Annotated in this window: 15 protein-coding genes; 11 read left to right on the top strand and 4 right to left on the bottom strand. The window is 57.0% G+C overall.

Going from position 1 to position 16429, the window contains the following annotated elements; translation table 11 throughout:
• Positions 1 to 362 precede the first annotated feature (362 nt).
• The 6 genes from cyoA (at position 363) to KOL70_RS00735 (ending at position 6685) form a co-directional block, all read left to right on the top strand.
• Positions 363 to 1286, top strand: coding sequence for a cytochrome o ubiquinol oxidase subunit II (cyoA, locus tag KOL70_RS00760; protein WP_031279652.1), 924 nt, complete (start codon positions 363 to 365; stop codon positions 1284 to 1286).
• Between the two features lie 4 nt (positions 1287 to 1290).
• Positions 1291 to 3273 (top strand): cytochrome o ubiquinol oxidase subunit I, encoded by a 1983-nt coding sequence (cyoB, locus tag KOL70_RS00755; RefSeq protein WP_021507180.1) that lies wholly within the window; start codon positions 1291 to 1293, stop codon positions 3271 to 3273.
• Complete coding sequence (locus KOL70_RS00750; protein ID WP_021507179.1) at positions 3273 to 3887, top strand: cytochrome o ubiquinol oxidase subunit III; 615 nt, start codon at positions 3273 to 3275, stop codon at positions 3885 to 3887. Before cyoB ends, KOL70_RS00750 begins: the two co-directional genes overlap by 1 nt.
• Positions 3887 to 4216 carry a cytochrome o ubiquinol oxidase subunit IV gene (locus KOL70_RS00745; RefSeq protein WP_022549333.1) on the top strand — a complete coding sequence of 110 codons (330 nt, stop codon included), beginning with the start codon at positions 3887 to 3889 and terminating at the stop codon, positions 4214 to 4216. The genes KOL70_RS00750 and KOL70_RS00745 overlap by 1 nt, the downstream gene beginning before the upstream one ends.
• A 13-nt stretch (positions 4217 to 4229) precedes the next feature.
• Positions 4230 to 5117: a heme o synthase gene (cyoE, locus tag KOL70_RS00740; protein ID WP_021507178.1), complete on the top strand. Its 888-nt coding sequence runs from the start codon at positions 4230 to 4232 to the stop codon at positions 5115 to 5117.
• A 203-nt stretch (positions 5118 to 5320) separates the two neighbouring features.
• Positions 5321 to 6685 carry an MFS transporter gene (locus KOL70_RS00735; RefSeq protein WP_031279651.1) on the top strand — a complete coding sequence of 455 codons (1365 nt, stop codon included), beginning with the start codon at positions 5321 to 5323 and terminating at the stop codon, positions 6683 to 6685.
• A 56-nt stretch (positions 6686 to 6741) separates the two neighbouring features.
• Here KOL70_RS00735 and adhP read toward each other — a convergent pair whose 3' ends face one another.
• Positions 6742 to 7782, bottom strand: coding sequence for an alcohol dehydrogenase AdhP (gene adhP, locus KOL70_RS00730; protein ID WP_021507176.1), 1041 nt, complete (start codon positions 7780 to 7782; stop codon positions 6742 to 6744).
• Between the two features lie 30 nt (positions 7783 to 7812).
• Positions 7813 to 9333, bottom strand: coding sequence for an aldehyde dehydrogenase family protein (locus KOL70_RS00725; RefSeq protein WP_021507175.1), 1521 nt, complete (start codon positions 9331 to 9333; stop codon positions 7813 to 7815).
• A 261-nt stretch (positions 9334 to 9594) separates the two neighbouring features.
• On the opposite strand from KOL70_RS00725, the gene KOL70_RS00720 reads away from it, so the two are divergent.
• The gene (locus KOL70_RS00720; protein ID WP_159377437.1) at positions 9595 to 11361 is read left to right on the top strand and encodes a sigma-54-dependent Fis family transcriptional regulator; all 1767 of its coding nucleotides are present in this window, start codon (positions 9595 to 9597) and stop codon (positions 11359 to 11361) included.
• Here the strand turns inward: KOL70_RS00720 and KOL70_RS00715 are convergent.
• Positions 11358 to 11849: a YajQ family cyclic di-GMP-binding protein gene (locus KOL70_RS00715; protein ID WP_021507173.1), complete on the bottom strand. Its 492-nt coding sequence runs from the start codon at positions 11847 to 11849 to the stop codon at positions 11358 to 11360. The two genes, KOL70_RS00720 and KOL70_RS00715, sit on opposite strands and share 4 nt — an antisense overlap.
• Before the next feature lie 127 nt (positions 11850 to 11976).
• On the opposite strand from KOL70_RS00715, the gene panE reads away from it, so the two are divergent.
• Both panE and yajL read left to right on the top strand, forming a co-directional pair.
• Entirely contained in the window at positions 11977 to 12897 is a 921-nt protein-coding gene (panE, locus tag KOL70_RS00710) for a 2-dehydropantoate 2-reductase (protein ID WP_215480080.1), read from the top strand.
• Positions 12851 to 13462: a protein deglycase YajL gene (gene yajL, locus KOL70_RS00705; RefSeq protein WP_215480079.1), complete on the top strand. Its 612-nt coding sequence runs from the start codon at positions 12851 to 12853 to the stop codon at positions 13460 to 13462. Before panE ends, yajL begins: the two co-directional genes overlap by 47 nt.
• A gap of 137 nt (positions 13463 to 13599) precedes the next feature.
• On the opposite strand, the gene thiI is transcribed toward yajL, so the two are convergent.
• A complete protein-coding gene (gene thiI, locus KOL70_RS00700; protein WP_021507170.1) occupies positions 13600 to 15048 on the bottom strand; it encodes a tRNA uracil 4-sulfurtransferase ThiI in 1449 nt (482 codons plus the stop codon).
• A 234-nt stretch (positions 15049 to 15282) separates the two neighbouring features.
• On the opposite strand from thiI, the gene xseB reads away from it, so the two are divergent.
• Entirely contained in the window at positions 15283 to 15525 is a 243-nt protein-coding gene (xseB, locus tag KOL70_RS00695; RefSeq protein WP_058757966.1) for an exodeoxyribonuclease VII small subunit, read from the top strand.
• On the top strand, positions 15525 to 16424 hold the full coding sequence (gene ispA, locus KOL70_RS00690; protein WP_021507168.1) for a (2E,6E)-farnesyl diphosphate synthase: 900 nt from the start codon (positions 15525 to 15527) through the stop codon (positions 16422 to 16424). Before xseB ends, ispA begins: the two co-directional genes overlap by 1 nt.
• Positions 16425 to 16429: the final 5 nt, after the last annotated feature.

The following is a 16429-nucleotide window of genomic DNA, read 5'->3' as shown; positions in this document are numbered from 1 at the left end:
TAGCGCGAAATAGAAACATTAAATTAACAAACCCGCGTAATATTTAAATCCGGTGAGCAATTAATTTGTAGAAATTTCATCGCCAAAATGATGCAGAATTGTTAAATAAATGAGTATTAAAACTCCGGTTTATGCTTTCCCTGTTTTCTCTGCGGTTAATGTCATTGGTTTTTGTTATATTGCCGCCAACTGCTTGTCGCAGTTAATAATTTGTCACCCTGCGCAACATCTGTGACACCCTTAGCAAAAGGTGTCAACAGCCTTCTGACACATCCTTAAGCTGGTTTACACTGCATAAACCTTCCCGTAAAATGCGCGCACACTTAAACGACAATAGAGCCCTTTGTCATTGAGGTCGTTAAATGAGACTCAGGAAATACAATAAAAGTTTGGGGATTTTGTCATTAATTGCAGGCGCTGTATTACTCAGCGGCTGCGATAGTGCGTTGTTAAATCCCAAGGGACAGATTGCACTGGAGCAACGTTCACTGATTCTGACAGCTTTCGGCTTGATGATGATCGTCGTTATTCCGGCAGTCTTAATGGCTGTTGTGTTCGCCTGGAAATATCGGGCAACCAATACCAACGCGAAGTATAGCCCTAACTGGTCACACTCTAACAAAGTGGAAGCCGTGGTCTGGACCATTCCGATCCTGATCATTCTCTTCCTCGGCGTGCTGACCTGGAAATCAACCCACGCGCTGGAGCCGAGCAAACCGCTGGCCTCTGACGTGAAACCGGTTGAGATCGACGTAGTGGCACTGGACTGGAAATGGCTGTTCATCTACCCGGAACAGGGTATTGCAACCGTCAACCAGATTGCCTTCCCGGCAAATACTCCGGTGAACTTCAAGATCACCTCGAACTCCGTCATGAACTCCTTCTTTATTCCTACGCTCGGCAGCCAGATCTACGCCATGGCGGGTATGCAGACCAAACTGCACCTGATCGCCAACGAGCCAGGTACGTTCGACGGTATCTCTGCTAACTTCAGCGGTCGCGGTTTCTCTGGCATGAAGTTCAAAGCCATTGCCACCAAAGACGATGCGGAATTCCAGCAGTGGGTTGCCAAAGTTAAAGCGGCACCTAACACGCTGACCACCATGGATGATTTCGAAAAACTGGCTGCGCCAAGCGAAAATCACCCGGTGGAATATTTCTCAACTGCGAATCCGGAACTGTTCAAGCAGGTTATTGATAAGTTCATGATGAGCCACGGGAAAATGGACATGTCGCACGAAGGCATGGACATGAATCACGCCGCAGCTGCGGGAGCCGAGGAATAATACGATGTTCGGAAAATTAACACTGGATGCAGTGCCCTACCATGAACCCATTATCATGGTTACGGTCGCCGGTATCATCATTGGTGGTCTGGCGCTGATCGCTGCTATTACCTATTTCGGTAAATGGCAGTATCTGTGGTCTGAATGGTTAACCTCCATCGACCACAAAAAACTGGGTATCATGTACATCATCATGGCCTTCGTCATGCTGCTGCGCGGCTTTGCCGATGCGGTAATGATGCGTACCCAACAGGTTATGGCTTCCGCCGGGGAAGCAGGCATACTGCCACCGCACCACTACGACCAGATCTTCACCGCTCACGGCGTGATCATGATCTTCTTCGTGGCGATGCCTTTCGTGGTGGGTCTGATGAACATCGCGGTTCCGCTGCAAATCGGTGCTCGTGACGTTGCCTTCCCGTTCCTGAACAACCTGAGCTTCTGGTTCACCGCTATCGGTGTGATCCTGGTTAACCTGTCACTGGGTGTGGGCGAATTCGCACAGACCGGCTGGCTGGCTTATCCACCGCTCTCGGGGGCAGAATACAGTCCTGGCGTCGGGGTCGATTACTGGATCTGGAGTCTCCAGCTCTCCGGTATTGGTACCACGCTGACCGGTATCAACTTCTTCGTGACCATTCTGAAGATGCGTGCACCGGGCATGGACCTGTTCAAGATGCCGGTATTCACCTGGGCAGCACTGTGTACTAACGTCCTGATTATCGCTGCGTTCCCGGTTCTGACCGTGACGCTGGCACTGTTGACGCTTGATCGTTACCTCGACTTCCATTTCTTTACCAATGATATGGGCGGTAACATGATGATGTACGTCAACCTGATCTGGGTCTGGGGTCACCCGGAGGTGTACATCCTCGTTCTGCCGGTGTTTGGTGTCTTCTCTGAAGTCACGGCCACCTTCTCGAAAAAGCGTCTGTTTGGTTACACCTCGCTGGTGTGGGCAACCATCGCCATTACCGTTCTGTCGTTCATCGTTTGGCTGCACCACTTCTTCACCATGGGTGCCGGTGCGAACGTTAACGCCTTCTTCGGTATCATGACGATGATCATCGCGATTCCGACCGGGGTGAAAATCTTTAACTGGCTGTTCACCATGTATCAGGGTCGTATCGAGTTCAACTCGGCGATGCTGTGGACCATCGGCTTCCTGGTCACCTTCTCCGTTGGTGGGATGACCGGCGTACTGCTGGCGGTGCCAGGCGCAGACTTCGTGCTGCACAACAGCCTGTTCCTGATTGCACACTTCCACAACGTTATCATCGGTGGTGTGGTGTTCGGTTGTATGGCTGGCGTGACCTACTGGTTCCCGAAAGCCTTCGGCTTCACCCTGAACGAAACCTGGGGCAAACGTGCTTTCTGGTTCTGGATCATCGGCTTCTTCGTTGCCTTTATGCCGCTGTACGCGCTGGGCTTCATGGGGATGACCCGTCGTCTGAGCCAGGACATCGATCCGCAGTTCCACTCTCTGCTGGTGGTTGCAGCAGGCGGTGCGGCGCTGATCGCCTGCGGTATCCTGTGCCAGCTTATCCAGTTCTGGGTATCGGTACGTGACCGTGAGCAGAACCGCGATCTGACCGGTGACCCGTGGGGCGGCCGTACGCTGGAGTGGGCAACCTCTTCACCTCCGCCGTTCTACAACTTTGCTGTGATCCCACATATCCACGAGCGTGATGCGTTCTGGGAAATGAAAGAGAAAGGCGAAGCGTACAAGCAGCCAGAAAAATATGAAGAAATTCATATGCCGAAAAACAGCGGCGCGGCCATTGTTATCGCTGCCTTCATGACAGTCTTCGGTTTTGCCCTGATCTGGCACATCTGGTGGCTGGCAGGTCTTACTTTCCTTGGCACCATCGTGACCTGGATTGTGAAGAGCTTCGATGAAGACGTGGATTACTACGTACCGGTTGCTGAAATCGAGCAGATCGAGAAGAAGCACTTTGATGACATCAGCAAAGCAGGTCTGAAATAATGTCAACTGAAACCGTTAAACACCACCACGACGCCCATGCGGAGCATGGGCATCACGATGCGGGAGCCAATAAAGTCTTTGGCTTCTGGATCTACCTGATGAGTGACTGCATTATCTTCGCAACCCTGTTTGCGACCTATGCGGTCATGGTTAACAACACTGCCGGTGGCCCGGCAGGTAAAGATATCTTCGAACTGCCGTTTGTGCTGGTAGAAACCGCGCTGCTGCTGCTGAGCTCCATCACGTATGGTATGGCAGTGATTGCGATGAACAACCAGAACAAAGGTTCGGTCATCAGCTGGCTGGCGTTGACCTTCCTGTTCGGTGCCGGATTTATCGGGATGGAAATCTATGAATTCCATCACCTGATCAAGGAAGGTTTCGGTCCTGACCGCAGCGGCTTCCTGTCTGGCTTCTTTACTCTGGTCGGTACGCACGGTCTGCACGTGACCTCTGGTCTGATCTGGATGGCCGTGCTGATGTTCCAGATCGCTAAGCGCGGTCTGAGCGCCACCAACCGCACCCGTATCATGTGTCTGAGCCTGTTCTGGCACTTCCTGGATGTGGTGTGGATCTGCGTATTCACCGTTGTCTATCTGATGGGGGCCATGTAATGAGTCATTCTGTAAACGAACATGGTGCATCTCACGGTAGCGTGAAGTCTTACATGATCGGCTTCATCCTCTCGATCATCCTGACGGCGATCCCGTTCTGGATGGTGATGGATGGCAGTGCTTCTCACGGCACCATTCTGGGTGTGGTTCTGGTGTGTGCAGTGGTTCAGGTGCTGGTGCACCTGGTCTACTTCCTGCATCTGGACAGCAAATCCGAGGGTGGCTGGAACATGGTGGCCATTGTCTTCTCCGCAGTCATTATCCTGATTGTGGTGATTGGCTCACTGTGGATTATGTGGAACCTCAACTACAACATGATGGCCCACTAAAGAGTCACGCGTAATGATTAAGCAATACCTGCAAGTAACAAAACCAGGAATTATTTTCGGCAATTTAATTTCTGTGATCGGTGGATTCCTGCTGGCTTCAAAAGGCAGCATTGATTACCCCCTGTTTCTCGTCGCTTTGGTGGGCGTTTCGCTGGTGGTCGCATCCGGTTGTGTATTCAACAATGTGATTGACCGCGACATCGACATCAAAATGGAGAGAACGCGGAACCGTGTTCTGGTCAAAGGCCTGATCTCGGCGAAAGTAAGCCTGGTTTATGCAACCGCATTGGGTATTGCTGGCTTTGCGTTGCTGTATTTTGGCGCTAACCCGCTGGCCATGTGGCTGGCGGTGATGGGCTTCGTCGTCTATGTCGGCATTTACAGCCTCTACATGAAGCGTCATTCGGTCTATGGCACGCTGATTGGCAGCCTCTCTGGCGCTGCGCCGCCAGTGATTGGCTACTGCGCGGTGACCAACCAGTTTGATGCTGGCGCGTTAATCTTACTGGCTATCTTTAGCCTGTGGCAGATGCCGCACTCCTACGCGATTGCCATCTTCCGCTTTAAAGATTATCAGGCCGCCAATATTCCGGTTCTGCCGGTGGTGAAAGGCATCTCCGTGGCGAAAAATCATATTACGCTGTACATCCTGGCGTTCATGATTGCCACGCTGATGCTGTCGCTGGGCGGTTATGCTGGCTACAAATATCTGGTGGTGGCTGCCGCCGTCAGCGTGTGGTGGCTGGGTATGGCACTGTCAGGTTACAAAACCTCAAACGACAAAGTTTGGGCGCGTAAACTGTTCGTGTTCTCCATTGTCGCCATCACTGCGCTGAGCGTGATGATGTCGGTGGACTTTATGGCCCCGGCCTCTAAGGACCTGCTGACTTACGTCTGGTAAGTCAGACCGTTACTCCGGACAAGGGCGCGAATTTCGCGCCCTTTCTTTTTGTTACCACTGCTTAAAAACAATTGTTTTACCCGCCCTGCCCTGCTTCCTAAAATAAGCGCTGCATGTCCCGGTGAGTCGGGTCGCAGATAAGGGCGCGCAACCTGTGCCGCTGCAACCTGAAGTCCCAGGGGCATAAACTTACAGAGGTTGGAATGAACGATAATAGAATGACACCAGTTGAGCTTCGGGCAACATGGGGTTTAGGCACAGTTTTTTCCCTGCGCATGCTGGGAATGTTTATGGTCCTGCCGGTACTGACCACTTACGGTATGGCTTTACAGGGCGCCAGCGAAACGTTGATCGGTCTGGCAATTGGTATTTATGGTCTGGCGCAGGCCGTGTTTCAGATCCCCTTTGGTCTGCTGTCCGACCGTATCGGCCGCAAGCCGCTGATTGTCGGTGGCCTGCTGCTGTTTGTGCTTGGTAGCCTTATTGCCGCCACCAGCACCTCCATCTGGGGCATTATCCTTGGTCGTGCGCTGCAGGGCTCCGGTGCCATTGCCGCGGCGGTGATGGCGCTGCTGTCAGACCTGACCCGTGAACAGAACCGCACCAAAGCGATGGCGTTTATCGGCATCAGCTTCGGCGTTACCTTTGCGATTGCCATGGTGGTCGGCCCGATTGTCACGCATGCGCTGGGTCTGCACGCGCTGTTCTGGATGATTGCCCTGCTCGCCAGCCTGGGTATCGTGATCACCCTGCTGGTAGTGCCCAATGCGCCGGGCCACGTGCTGAACCGCGAATCCGGCATGGTCAAAGGCAGCATTCGCGCAGTGCTGGCTAATCCCAAATTGCTGAAGCTGAATATCGGCATTCTCTGTCTGCACATTTTGCTGATGTCGAGCTTCGTCGCGCTGCCGGGCCAGTTTGAACAGGCAGGCTTCCCGGCGGCTGAACACTGGAAAGTGTATCTGGTGACCATGCTGGTGGCGTTTGTCGCCGTGGTGCCGTTTATTATCTATGCCGAGGTAAAGCGCCGCATGAAGCGGGTGTTTGTCGGCTGCGTGGCGCTGATCATCATCGCGGAAATTGTACTGTGGGGCGCCGCGGGCCACTTCTGGACGCTGGTGATTGGCGTGCAGCTGTTTTTCCTCGCCTTTAACCTGATGGAAGCGATTCTGCCGTCGCTGATCAGCAAAGAGTCGCCGGCGGGCTACAAAGGCACGGCCATGGGCATTTATTCCACCAGCCAGTTTATTGGCGTCGCGATTGGCGGCAGCCTGGGCGGCTGGATTTTCGGCCACTTCGATGCGCAAACGGTGTTTCTGGTCGGCGCGATAGTGGCTGCGGCGTGGCTGTTTGTCGCCATGTCGATGCAGGAGCCGCCGTACGTCAGCAGCCTGCGCCTGGTGCTGAGCGATGCAGTGCTGGCGGTACCGAATCTGGAGAAGCGGCTGCGCGCGCAGCCCGGCGTAGCGTCGGTGTTTATCGTGCCGGAAGAGAAAAGCGCCTACATTAAAATTGACAGCAAAGTGACGAGCCGCGTGGAGCTGGAGGCGCTGCTCGCCAGCAGTTAATGACTTGCCCACAGCGGACCGCGATGATCTGGCTCCACGCGGTCCGCTCAGCGTCACTACAGCGACATATCCACCACAATACGCCCTTCAATTTTGCCGGCGTGCATGCGCGCAAAGATATCGTTGATGTTAGTCAGCGGCTCAACCGCGACATTCGCTTTCACCTTATGGCGACCGGCAAAATCCAGCGCCTCCTGCAGATCTTTACGCGTGCCGACAATTGAGCCGCGCACCGTGATGCCATCCAGCACCATGTCGAAGATCGAGAGATCGAATTTCCCTGGTGGCAGGCCGTTAAGCACCATGGTGCCGCCGCGACGCAGCGTGCCGATCGCCTGTTCAAACGCTTTTGGCGAGACCGCCGTCACCAGCACGCCGTGCGCACCGCCAAAGCTCTCCTGAAACACTTTCGCCGGATCGACCTGCTTCGCATTGGCAACCACGCTGGCACCGAGCCGTTTGGCAAACGCCAGCTTATCGTCGTCGATGTCGACCGCCGCCACGTTGAGCCCCATCGCCACCGCATACTGAATAGCCATGTGCCCCAGACCGCCGATGCCGGAAACCACCACCCAGTCACCCGGTTTGGTATCGGTCATCTTCAGGCCTTTGTAGACCGTCACACCGGCACACAGAATCGGTGCCACTTCATTAAACTCAACGTTATCCGGAATGATGCCGACGTAGTTGGCATCCGCCAGGCAGTACTCGGCAAAGCTGCCGTTGACTGAATAGCCGGCATTCTGCTGCGACAGACACAGCGTCTCCCAGCTGTCGAGGCAGTGCTCGCAGTGGCCACACGCCGAGTAGAGCCACGGTACCCCGACGCGATCACCCAGTTTGAGATGCTTCACCCCTTCGCCAATGGCCACCACCTGCCCGACGCCTTCATGGCCGGGAATAAACGGCGGATTGGGCTTGATCGGCCAGTCGCCTTCGGCGGCGTGCAGGTCGGTGTGGCACACGCCGGTGGCGGCGATTTTCACCAGAATCTGCCCCGGCCCAACGGACGGCACCGGCACCTGCTCAATCACCAGCGGTTCACCAAACGCCTTCACAATCGCGGCTTTCATGGTGGTTTTGATTTGCATATTCATCTTTCACTCTCCATTTGAACGGATGCGGACTCAGAACAGCCCCAGTGGCGCTGTGCCATAGCTGACCAGCAGATTTTTGGTTTGCTGATAGGCGCTGAGCGCCATTTTGTGGGTTTCACGCCCGACGCCCGACTGCTTGTAGCCACCGAATGCCGCATGGGCGGGATAGATGTGATAGCAGTTGGTCCAGACGCGACCGGCTTTGATGCCGCGGCCCATGCGATACGCCAGATTGGTATCGCGCGTCCACACGCCCGCGCCCAGGCCAAACTGGGTTTCATTGGCGATCGCGAGCGCCTCTGCCTCATCGTGGAACGTGGTGACGCCAATCACTGGCCCAAAAATCTCCTCCTGGAAACAGCGCATCTGGTTGCTGCCCTTGATCAGGGTGGGCTGGATGTAGAATCCATTATCCAGCTCCGCGGCGATATGCGCACGCTCGCCCCCTGTCAGAATCTGACCGCCTTCTTCACGGGCGATGTTGATATAGGACAGGATTTTGTCGAATTGCTGGCGCGAAGCCTGAGCACCGATCATGGTGTCGGTATCGAGCGGATCGCCACGGCGAATGGTGGCAACCTTGGCCAGCACCCGCTCCATAAAGGGCTGGTAGATCGATTCATGAATTAACGCACGCGATGGACAGGTACAGACTTCGCCCTGATTAAAGAAGCCCAGCACCAGCCCCTCGACCGCTTTCTCGATGAACGCCTCTTCACCCGACATCACATCCGCGAAGTAGATGTTGGGTGATTTGCCGCCCAGCTCGACGGTGCAGGGAATGATGTTCTCCGCCGCACAGGCCATGATATGCCGCCCGACCGGCGTGGATCCGGTAAAGGCAATTTTAGCGATGCGCTTGCTGGTGGCCAGCGCTTCGCCGGCTTCGCGGCCAAAGCCCTGCACCACATTCAGTACGCCCGGTGGGAACAGATCGCCAATCAGCTCCATCAGCAGCGTAATACCAAGCGGCGTCTGCTCAGCCGGTTTCAGCACCACGCAGTTACCGGCGGCCAGCGCCGGTGCCAGCTTCCACGCCGCCATGAGCAGCGGGAAATTCCACGGGATGATCTGTCCGACTACGCCCAGCGGCTCGTGGAAGTGATAGGCCACCGTGGTTTCGTCGATCTCGGCGGTGCTGCCCTCCTGCGCGCGCAGGCAGCCGGCAAAGTAGCGAAAATGGTCGACCGCCAGCGGCAGATCGGCGTTGAGCGTCTCGCGAATCGGTTTGCCGTTATCCCAGCTCTCCGCTACCGCCAGCTTCTCGAGACTGGCTTCCATGCGATCGGCCACCTGCAGCAGCAGGTTGGCGCGCTGCTGTACGCTGGTTTTGCCCCACGCATCGGCGGCCTGATGCGCGGCATCCAGCGCCAGATCAATGTCGCGCGCGTCGGAGCGCGGGAACTGAGCGATATCGCTGCCGTCTACCGGCGAGGTGTTCATAAAGTACTGGCCGCTCAGCGGTTCGGTGAAGTTGCCGGCGATATAGTTGCCGTAGGTCGCCTGGAAAGAGACCAGCGCGCCGGGCGTGCCGGGATGTGCATAACGCATCGCAAACTCCTTATTATCAGGTCAGAGGGTCTGAACAGGCAGCGCAACTGCCTGTGTCGGTATTGCAGCGCGCGTGCCAGTTTTTTCTCATCAGGCGAAAAAGCGATAAATACTTTATTTATCAATAAAATAAAATCATGCCCCGCCAGCAAACCTGTCAGTCCTGCGGGACAAACACTGTATCTGTGTTGCGTATCGCAACAGTGCAGAAACCCGAGCGCTACAATATCGCAACACTTACACGCCGTTCTGAGGTCACTCATGCAGGGAAATTCAGCCGCGTCTGCCGTGCACGCTAACCCGCTGTTAAGCGACTCCTGGTTCCGCAGCCAGCTGTATGGATTAGAGCGCAGCGCCGACGATTTCCCGCGCGTGCGTCAGGGCGAGCTGGCCGATGTGCTGGCCAGCAACGCCGGGCTGCAGCAGTTTGCGCAGCCGGTCATCCGCCAGCTGGCGCAGCAGATGGCGGAGACGCAGTCGGTGGTGATCCTGTCCGATGCCAGCGGGCTGGTGCTGAACACCTTTGGCGATATGCAGGCGCTGGAGAAAGCCCAGCGCTTTGCCCTGGCACCCGGTAATTTGTGGAGTGAATGCGGACGCGGCACCAATGCAATTGGCACCGCGCTGGCGATTGATGACGGCTGTGAAATTGATGGCCAGCAGCATTTCCTGACGCGCAACCAGGGTCTGTACTGCGCCGCAATGCCGTTGCAGATGCCCAACGGCCAGATAGCCGGCGTGCTGGATATCTCGGGTCCGGCACACTTTCCGCATCCGCATACCCTGAACCGGGTGAAAGCAGCGGCAAAGCAGATCGAGTACCTGTGGGTGAAGCAGAGCCTGCATCCGCAGCAGTGGCTGCTTAGTCTGCATCCTCAGCCGCAGGGCATCGACACCAGTGATGAACTGCTGCTGGTGTTCTCTGACAATGTGCTGACCGCAGCCAACCGGCTGGCGATGCGCGAACTGGCTCTCAGCGCCGACCGCTTTGCCAGCCTGACGTTTCAGCAGCTGTTTCCACAACTGCAGCAGCAGGCCAACAGCGTTCCCGCCGCGGTCGACATTGGCACGCAGCGCTACTGGTTCCGCCTGCGCGCGCCGCAGCGCAGCCACGTCAGCGTGCCGGACAGTCGCACGCATGACCTGCCGCGCGTGCTGGGAGCTGACGGCGCAAAAATGCTGCGGTTGCTGGATGCCGGCGTTTCGCTGTGCATTTATGGTGAAACCGGCAGCGGCAAGGAGTATGTCAGCCGCGCGCTGCACCAGCAAAGCCGCTGGCGCACGGGCAAGTTTGTCGCCATCAACTGTGCCGCCATCCCCGAAGCACTGATTGAATCCGAACTGTTTGGCTACCAGCCCGGCGCATTTACTGGCGCCAGTAAAAATGGCTACATCGGCAAAATTCGCGAAGCGGATGGCGGCGTGCTGTTTCTGGATGAAATCGGTGACATGCCGCTGACGCTGCAGACCCGTTTGCTGCGCGTGCTGCAGGAAAAAGAGGTGGCGCCGCTCGGCTCCAGTCGCAGCTGGCCGGTGAATTTTGCCGTAATTTGCGCCACGCATCGCGATCTGGCCCAGCGCGTGGCCGCAGGCGAATTTCGTGAGGATTTGCTCTATCGTCTGCAGGAGTTTGCGCTGACCCTTCCGCCACTGCGCGCCTGGCCGAACGTCGCCGGGTTTATCCGCGATTTATGGCAGGAACTGGGAGCCGCGCAGCGTGGCGTACAGCTGTCTCCGGCGCTGCTGACGGCGCTGGCGCAGCAGCCATGGCCAGGCAATGTGCGCCAGCTACGCAGTCTGCTGCGCGTGCTGCTGGCGCTCGCCGATGAGGGCGAAACGCTGACGGAAAGTCACTTGCCGGCAGAGTATCGCCGCCCGCCGGCACCGCCGCTGCGCGAACGCCACGATGAACAGCTGATCAGTGAAACGCTGCAGCGCTATGACGGCAATATCAGTAAAGCGGCGCAGGCGCTGGGAGTCGCGCGCAGCACGCTGTATCGTCGTGCGGCACGCGACAGAGGGGATTAATCGCGGAAGTTTTTGAACTGGAACGGCTGACCCAGGTTGCCACCGCGCACCAGCGCCATCGCACCCTGCAGATCGTCGCGGGATTTACCGGTGACGCGCAGCTCTTCACCCTGAATCTGCGTCTGCACTTTCAGTTTGCTGTCTTTGATCAGCTTAACGATTTTCTTCGCGACATCGCTTTCGATGCCTTTTTTCAGCTTCGCTTCAACGCTCCAGCTTTTACCGCTGTGCACAATCTCTTCCGGTACTTCAATCGCTGCGCCTTCAATGCCGCGCTTCAGCAGCTTTTCACGCAGAATATCCACCAGCTGCTTCACCTGAAAATCCGATTCGCTGGTGACTTTGATGGTCTCATTCTTTTCGTTGAGCTCAAAGCTGGCGCTCACGTTGCGGAAATCGAAACGGGTTGAGATCTCACGGTTGGCATTCTCCACCGCATTACGCACTTCCGGCAGTTCGACTTCGGAAACGATATCGAAAGATGGCATCTTTTCTTCTCCTGATACTAAAGTGACATGCATAATACGCGTCTTGTCGCGCTAATAAAACACGCGACGCGGAAAGCTATAATTAAGGGTGTGACACCCATTCACCCACCCGCCAGCGGGAGGCATAATGAAAATTACCGTGTTGGGTTGCGGCGCCCTGGGGCAAATCTGGCTCGCGACCCTTGCACGCCAGGGACATGACGTTCAGGGCTGGCTGCGCGTACCGCAGCCGTACTGTTCGGTCAACGTGGTCGATCCGCAGGGCCACGTCAGCAATCACACCTTCATCGCTAACGATCCGCTGTTTCTGGCCGAAAGCCAGCTGCTACTGGTGACACTGAAAGCGCCACAGGTTTCACCTGCGGTGAAAAACCTGCAAAGCGTGCTGCCGCGCCACGCGCCGATCCTGCTGCTGCACAACGGCATGGGTACGATCGAAGAGCTCAAAGAAGTGCAGCAGCCGCTGCTGCGCGGCATCACCACGCACGCGGCGATGCGCGACGGCACGGTGATTAAACATGTCGCGCAGGGCATCACCCACATTGGGCCTGCCAGCCGCGAAAGCGCGGCGCTGAGCGATATCGCCGATATTCTGCATCAGGCACTGCCGGACGTAGCGTGGCACGATAACATCGCGTCCGCCAGCTGGCGCAAGCTGGCAGTTAATTGCGTGATCAACACGCTGACGGTTGAGCACGACTGCCAGAACGGCGCGCTGCGCGCCTGGCCGGAGCAGATTAACCGGCTGTGCGAGGAGCTGGCCTGGGTGATGGAGCGCGAGGGCCAGCACATCGCGCTGGATAACCTGCGCGACATTATTTACGACGTCATCGACAGCACCGCCGCCAACGTCTCCTCAATGCTGCAGGATGTGCGTGCGCAGCGTCAGACTGAAATTGATTACATTACCGGCTACCTGCTGCGTCGCGCCCGTGCGCAGGGGATTGCACTGCCGGAAAACACCCGCCTGTACGACCTGATTAAACGCAAGGAGTCCCAATATGAGCGCGAACGCATCAGTGCTGGTTTGCCTGGCCCATGGCAGTGAAGAGACCGAAGCGATCACCACTATCGACCTGCTGGTCCGCGCCGGCCTGAAGGTGACCACCGCCAGCGTGGAGAGTGATGGCACGCGCGAGATTGTCTGCTCCCGCGGCGTACGCCTGCTGGCTGACGCACCGCTGGTTGAAGTGGCGGATAACGATTTTGCCGCCATCGTCCTGCCGGGCGGCCTCAAAGGCGCTGAAACCTTCCGCGACAGCCCGCTGCTGGTGGAGACGGTACGCCAGTGTCACCTGTCAGGCAAAATTGTCGCGGCGATCTGTGCCGCGCCGGGCACGGTACTGGTACCGCATGACCTGTTTCCGGTGGGCAATATGACCGGATTTCCCGGCCTGAAGCACACCATTCCGGAGGAGAAATGGATGGAGCGCCGCGTGGTGTGGGATCCGCGCGTTAATCTGCTGACCAGCCAGGGGCCGGGCACGGCGATCGATTTTGCCCTGAAGCTGATTGATCTGCTGGTGGATAAAGAGCAAGCGCGTGAAGTCGCATCACAGCTGGTGCTGGCGGCAGGGATTTATAATTATCAGGAATTTGAAGAGCGCGCATAAAAAAGGTCGCCATCAATGGCGACCCCACGAGATCAGCGCACAGTTTTATTCGTCGCGGTGATTACAGGGTGCGCATTCCTGCGCACCGGGTTTTGCCCATGCACCCGAAATCAGGCACGCCAGGCTTAACTCCGCGGTTACGGACGGTACACCTTCACGTTCTTAAAGCCCTGCTCATGCAGATACAACGCCTGCAACCGGCTCATCACGCCGCGATCGCAGTACAGCAACCAGGTTCTGCTCTGATCGAGATCGCCGAACTGGGTGCTCAGCTTATAGAACGGCAGCGATTTCACTTCCACACCGGTCAGCGCCAGCGGCTTGTCGTCCTGTTCATCAATTGAACGGATATCCAGCACCACATCGTTGCCGCTGAAGGACGCCACGGTTTCCACTTCCACCACTTCTTCTTCCGTCTGCTCCGCAATTTCACGGATATCGACGTTGCTGGCTTCCTGCACCACGCGCTGCAGAATGTCGAAATCGAAGTTCTGCTCTTCGGCTTCGATCTTCGCCTTCACCGCTTTCACCGTGGGGCTTTTCGAAATCACGCCGCAGTACTCCGGCATGGTGCGGGCAAAGTCTTCGGTGCCGATCTGACGCGCAATATTGATGATGTGCTCTTTATCGTGCGAGATCAGCGGGCGCAGAATCAGCGTGTCGGACGCGTTATCAATCAAACGCAGGTTAGTCAGCGTCTGGCTGGAGACCTGGCCCAGCGCCTCACCGGTCACCAGCGCCTGCACGCCGTAACGCTCAGCCACCATCGACGCCGCACGCACCATCATGCGCTTCAGCACCACGCCCATCTGGCCGTCATCAACTTTTTCCAGAATCTCGCCCACCACCGGCTCAAAATTGATGGCGACAAAACGCACGCGATGTGAACGGCCAAAACGCTGCCACAGATAGTGCGCCACCTGACGCACGCCGATTTCATGCGCCGCGCCACCAAGGTTAAAGAAGCAGTAATGCACGCGACAGCCGCGGCGCATCAGCATATAGCTGGAGACGCCGGAGTCAAAGCCGCCGGAAATCAGCGACAGCACATCTTCCTGGGTGCCGATCGGGAAGCCGCCCAGGCCTTCATAGCGGCCGGTAATCAGCAACAGACGATCGTCTTCAATCTCCAGATTCACCGTCACATCCGGGTGATTCAGCTGCACGCGCGCGCTTTCAATGTGCTGATTGAGACCGCCGCCGACGTAGCGCTCCACATCCTGCGAGCTAAAGCTGTGCTTGCCGCGACGCTTTACGCGCACGCAGAAGCTCTTGCCTTCCAGCCGCTCGCGGTTGAGCGCCAGCGTCTGCTCGAAGATATCGTGCATGTCGGTATAGGCGCGGTCTTCGACCGCCAGCACATGGTGGATACCGGGAATGCGCGTCAGCTCTTCCGTGACGGTGGCACGCAGCGCTTCCTTCTTCGCGCGCACTTCGATGTGATCCCAGTGGCGCACCACGGCGATCTCTTCGTCGAGGGTGCGCAGGGTATTACGGATGTTACCGGTCAGAATTTTGATAAAGCGCAGGCGCACCGACTGACTTTTGATGGTGATTTCAGGGAAGAGCTTGATGATAAACTTCATGGCGATACAGCTTCGTTGGGCAAATAAGTGCTAAAATCATCAACACTTAGCTGGTAAAATCATATAATTGCGGGTTGGCATCAGCCACCGCATCCGAGGCGCGCAAGTATATCACCTTTGTCGGGTGACTGCTGTAAGCAACCTTCGCCGCATTGATTATTTTGCTAATCAATGCCCGTCGGCTACCATGACCGATTGCAACATAATGTCCCAACCTGTGAGTCGACACTGATTATGCCGAAAAAAGCCGAAGCGCCCGTGAGTTTTGAAAACGCACTGCAGCAGCTGGAACAGATTGTCAGCCGTCTGGAGAGTGGCGAACTGCCGCTGGAAGAGGCGCTGAATGAATTCGAGCGCGGCGTACAGCTGGCACGCAGCGGCCAGCAAACCCTGCAGGCGGCGGAACAGCGCGTGCAGATTCTGCTGAGCGACGACAAAGACGCCCCGCTCGCCCCTTTCACGCCGGAAAATGAGTAATGGATTTCGTGCAACTGCAGCGCGCCTACCATGAGCGCGTGAACCAGGCGTTGACGCGCTTAATAGATCCACTTCCTTTTCAGAGTTCTCCTCTGGTGAACGCCATGCAATATGGGGCACTATTAGGCGGTAAGCGCCTGCGCCCGTTTCTGGTGTATGCCACTGGCGAGATGCTGCGCGCCGAGGCGGCCAGCCTGGATGCCCCCGCCGCAGCGGTGGAGTGCATTCACGCTTACTCATTGATTCATGATGACCTGCCGGCGATGGACGACGATGCGTTACGTCGCGGGCAGCCAACCTGCCATATCAAATATGGTGAAGACACGGCGATTCTGGCCGGCGATGCCCTGCAAACCCTGGCGTTTACCATTCTTGCGGACCAGCCGATGCCCGGCGTAAGCCCGCAGGATCGCATTGCCATGATTTCCGAACTGGCGCAGGCCAGCGGCGTGGCCGGCATGTGCGGTGGCCAGGCGCTGGATTTAGCCGCCGAAGGCCAATCCGTGGACCTGAACCAGCTGGAGCAGATCCATCGCCACAAAACCGGCGCGCTGATCCGCGCCGCCGTGCGTCTCGGCGCCCTCACAGCAGGTGCAGCGGGCCGCGATGCGCTGCCGCAGCTGGATATCTACGCCAACGCCATCGGACTGGCGTTTCAGGTGCAGGATGACATCCTCGATGTGGTCGGCGATACCGCCGTTCTGGGCAAAACCCAGGGAGCCGATCAGGCGCTGGGGAAAAGCACTTACCCGGCGCTGCTGGGACTGGATAACGCGCGGGCCAAAGCGCAGGATCTCTATCGCGAAGCACTGGGCGCGCTGGAGGTGCTGGCGGCACAGTCGTATGACACGTCCGCTCTGCAGGCGCTGGCCAGCTTTATAATTGAACGCGATAAATAACTTAT

This window comes from Pantoea sp. B270, assembly GCF_018726825.1.
Lineage (GTDB): Bacteria > Pseudomonadota > Gammaproteobacteria > Enterobacterales > Enterobacteriaceae > Pantoea > Pantoea dispersa.
Note: the sequence above shows the minus strand (reverse complement) of the source record. Positions and strands in the feature narration are given on the sequence as shown.

Excerpts from the sequence above, each read along its gene's own strand:
- cyoA (WP_031279652.1), top strand. The coding sequence starts at position 363 with ATGAGACTCAGGAAATACAATAAAAGTTTGGGGATTTTGTCATTAATT.
- cyoB (WP_021507180.1), top strand. The coding sequence starts at position 1,291 with ATGTTCGGAAAATTAACACTGGATGCAGTGCCCTACCATGAACCCATT.
- KOL70_RS00750 (WP_021507179.1), top strand. The coding sequence starts at position 3,273 with ATGTCAACTGAAACCGTTAAACACCACCACGACGCCCATGCGGAGCAT.
- KOL70_RS00745 (WP_022549333.1), top strand. The coding sequence starts at position 3,887 with ATGAGTCATTCTGTAAACGAACATGGTGCATCTCACGGTAGCGTGAAG.
- cyoE (WP_021507178.1), top strand. The coding sequence starts at position 4,230 with ATGATTAAGCAATACCTGCAAGTAACAAAACCAGGAATTATTTTCGGC.
- KOL70_RS00735 (WP_031279651.1), top strand. The coding sequence starts at position 5,321 with ATGAACGATAATAGAATGACACCAGTTGAGCTTCGGGCAACATGGGGT.
- adhP (WP_021507176.1), bottom strand. The coding sequence starts at position 7,782 with ATGAATATGCAAATCAAAACCACCATGAAAGCCGCGATTGTGAAGGCG.
- KOL70_RS00725 (WP_021507175.1), bottom strand. The coding sequence starts at position 9,333 with ATGCGTTATGCACATCCCGGCACGCCCGGCGCGCTGGTCTCTTTCCAG.
- KOL70_RS00720 (WP_159377437.1), top strand. The coding sequence starts at position 9,595 with ATGCAGGGAAATTCAGCCGCGTCTGCCGTGCACGCTAACCCGCTGTTA.
- KOL70_RS00715 (WP_021507173.1), bottom strand. The coding sequence starts at position 11,849 with ATGCCATCTTTCGATATCGTTTCCGAAGTCGAACTGCCGGAAGTGCGT.
- panE (WP_215480080.1), top strand. The coding sequence starts at position 11,977 with ATGAAAATTACCGTGTTGGGTTGCGGCGCCCTGGGGCAAATCTGGCTC.
- yajL (WP_215480079.1), top strand. The coding sequence starts at position 12,851 with ATGAGCGCGAACGCATCAGTGCTGGTTTGCCTGGCCCATGGCAGTGAA.
- thiI (WP_021507170.1), bottom strand. The coding sequence starts at position 15,048 with ATGAAGTTTATCATCAAGCTCTTCCCTGAAATCACCATCAAAAGTCAG.
- xseB (WP_058757966.1), top strand. The coding sequence starts at position 15,283 with ATGCCGAAAAAAGCCGAAGCGCCCGTGAGTTTTGAAAACGCACTGCAG.
- ispA (WP_021507168.1), top strand. The coding sequence starts at position 15,525 with ATGGATTTCGTGCAACTGCAGCGCGCCTACCATGAGCGCGTGAACCAG.